Origin of the sequence: Flavobacterium sp., from assembly GCF_030146175.1 — a bacterium.
In the GTDB taxonomy this organism is placed as follows: domain Bacteria; phylum Bacteroidota; class Bacteroidia; order Flavobacteriales; family Flavobacteriaceae; genus Flavobacterium.
Genome location: NZ_JASLCE010000052.1, coordinates 1 through 3,121 on the forward strand (window position 1 = coordinate 1; position 3,121 = coordinate 3,121).

The window sequence follows — 3,121 nt, forward strand, 5'->3', positions numbered from 1 at the left end:
TAAAAGATAAAAGATAAAAGATAAAAGATAAAAGATAAAAGATAAAAGATAAAAGATAAAAGATGCAGCAGAATAGCATACCAAACCGACTTATCGATACAGCTGAAATTGAAAAACTCTATGCTTTTACCGACAAGCATTTTGTTCCGTATTACGATTTGCAAACCGAGTTGGTCGATCATCTGGCCAATGCAATAGAGGCACAATGGGTCGTTAATCCAAACCTTTCCTTTGAAGATGCCTTAGCAATTGAATTTAAAAAATTCGGCGTTTTCGGATTTACGACCATAGTAGAAGAACGTCAGGCAGCACTTTCAAAATATTACTGGGGAAAAATCTTTCGTGAATTTGCAACGTTTTTCCGGTTTCCGAAAATAGTATTGATGCTTATTATGACAGGTGTCTTATACCGAACCCTACTATTGAGCAGTTATAATAATTACATCATTCTGACTTTGTTTGGTATAATGGGAATCATTGAGATTATAGCCGGTTATCAATGGTATCGGAAAATCCGTCGCCAGCAAAAAGTCACCGAAAAAAAGTGGTTACTACACGATATTATACGAAACATATACATTATGGTTCCGGTGATGCTGTTTGCAAACAGTCTGAATTTCCTGTTTAAAATGGCGGTAAACGGAACCTATGGACACTGGCAGATTGTGATTTTTACCATCATCATGGTACCACTTGGTTTTTTAGAATATGTACGAATCGTAAAAATGCCAGCGTTGATTGATCAGGAAATGACTCGAATTGTTAAAAACCATCAGTTTGTAAAATAATTTGTAACAAATGCTGAGAAGCTGCATCTAACCTTTAACTAAAACCACCAAATTTTCATGTTAAAACACTTCATTACTCTGGAATGGAAATCTTTTGTCCGATCGGCTTCGTTTGGGTCGAATATGGTTCTTAAGATTTTTATGATTTTAGCGGGATTGTATTTTATTGCCTTGTTTTTATTGTTGGGTGCAGGTTCGTACTACATCCTCGAAGAAAACAACTTAAAACCGTTTCCGACCATCACGACGTTTTTGATCTATTATTTTTTCGCCGATATTTTAATCCGCTTCTTTTTACAGAAAGCACCGGTTATGAATATTAAACCGTTGTTGTTTATCAACATCCGAAAAAATAGCATTGTCAATTATGCGTTGGGAAAAACGTTACTGTCCTTTTTTAATGTAACGCATCTGTTTTTCTTTATTCCGTTTTCGGTGGTATTGATGGTGGAAGGATTTGCACCGCTAGGCGTAATGAGCTGGTTGATTAGTATGTTGCTAACCGTTTTTGCAATCAATTATCTAAACATATTGATCAACAAAAACGACTATCTGTTATATGGTATCGGTGCATTAGTCGGATTGATAGGTGTGTCGCAGTATTATTCCTTTTTTGATTTGACGCTTTACACCGGACGCTATTTTTCGGCACTTTATGAAACGCCATGGCTGATCATCGTTCCATTGGCACTTTTCGTAGGATTATATAGTGTAACCTTCCGTTTTTTTAAAAAAAACCTGTACCTCGATGCCGGATTGGCAACAAAACACGAAATCGCCAAAACAGAAGAACTAACCTGGTTAAACCAGTTTGGAACTTTGGGAACCTTCCTTAAAAACGACATCCGACTTTTAAAACGAAACAAACGTTCCCGTACAACCATCGGAATGAGTATACTGTTTTTGTTTTACGGATTGTTATTTTTTACGGACAGTATCGAAGCCTATCAGGCGCCACTTTGGAAAATATTTGCTGCAATATTTGTAACCGGAGGTTTTCTGTTAAACTTCGGACAATTTGTGCCGAGTTGGGACAGTGCTTACTATCCGCTTATGATGAGTCAGAACATAAAATACCGGGATTATTTGAATTCGAAGTGGTGGTTAATGGTTATGGCAACCGTTATCTCGACCTTACTGGCAAGCTTCTACTTGTATTTTGGAGTGGATGTTTATCTGGCGATATTGGTAGGTGCGATTTATAATATGGGTGTAAATGCACATATCGTACTTTGGGCGGGTGCGTATATCAAAACACCAATTGACCTGTCGTCGAGCAAAAATGCCTTTGGTGATCGACAAGCTTTTAATGTGAAAACACTATTACTGGCACTTCCAAAAATTGTATTACCACTTTTATTATACGGAATCGGATATTATACTTTAGGTGCAAACTTTGGATTTGTACTGGTGGCCGGAGCGGGCGTTATTGGATTTGCGTTTCGTAACAAAGTATTTACGATAATCGAAAAAACCTACAAAAGCGAAAAATACAAAACGCTGGAGGCATACAAACAAAAAAACTAACGATACTTTTAAAAAGACATATATATGATACAAGTCACCAACCTGTCGAAAACCTATAACGGAACCACCGTATTAAATATAGAAAACCTTGAAATTAAAAAAGGAGAAAGCTTTGGATTAGTAGGAAATAACGGAGCGGGAAAAACTACTTTTTTCAGTCTGTTATTGGATCTGATCCAACCATCTACCGGACATATTATTAGTAATAACGTACAGATTAACCTAAGTGAAAACTGGAAACCGTTTACCGCGGCTTTCCTGGACGAAAGTTTCCTGATCGGTTACCTGACACCGGAAGAGTATTTCTATTTTATCGGAGAATTACGCGGACAAAATAAAGCCGATGTAGACGCTTTGTTACGCGAACACGAAGACTTTTTTAACGGAGAAATCCTGAATAATAAAAAATACCTGCGCGACCTTTCGAAAGGAAACCAGAAAAAAGTAGGTATTATCGCTACATTAATTGGTAATCCGGAAGTGATCATTCTTGATGAACCGTTTGCCAACCTCGATCCGACAACGCAGATCCGGTTAAAGAACATCATTAAAAAACTAGCCGATAATCCTGAGGTAACCGTATTGGTTTCCAGTCACGATTTGTTACATACCATTGAAGTTAGTAACCGTATTGTAGCTTTGGAAAAAGGCAGAATTGTAAAAGATATTCATACAAACGAAGAAACCTTACAAGAGCTCGAAACATTTTTTGCTGTATAAAATGCTATCCCTCCCACAAGAGGGATATTGTTTTTTTGGAAACAAATTTTTCCCATATCAAAAAGAAACGTATTTTTACCTCTCTT

3 protein-coding genes are annotated in these 3,121 nt (G+C 37.0%); all 3 read left to right on the forward strand.

The annotated features are described in order from the left end of the window. The first annotated feature begins 62 nt into the window (after nucleotides 1–62). From Q1R07_RS06480 to Q1R07_RS06490, 3 genes are read left to right on the forward strand one after another with little or no spacing between them, the layout of a single operon-like run. Nucleotides 63–788, forward strand: coding sequence for a hypothetical protein (locus tag Q1R07_RS06480; protein WP_300487501.1), 726 nt, complete (start codon nucleotides 63–65; stop codon nucleotides 786–788). A gap of 57 nt (nucleotides 789–845) precedes the next feature. Continuing rightward, entirely contained in the window at nucleotides 846–2,315 is a 1,470-nt protein-coding gene (locus Q1R07_RS06485; RefSeq protein ID WP_300487504.1) for a DUF5687 family protein, read from the forward strand. Between the two features lie 24 nt (nucleotides 2,316–2,339). Then, the gene (locus Q1R07_RS06490; protein WP_300487506.1) at nucleotides 2,340–3,035 is read left to right on the forward strand and encodes an ABC transporter ATP-binding protein; all 696 of its coding nucleotides are present in this window, start codon (nucleotides 2,340–2,342) and stop codon (nucleotides 3,033–3,035) included. The last annotated feature ends 86 nt before the right edge of the window (nucleotides 3,036–3,121 follow it).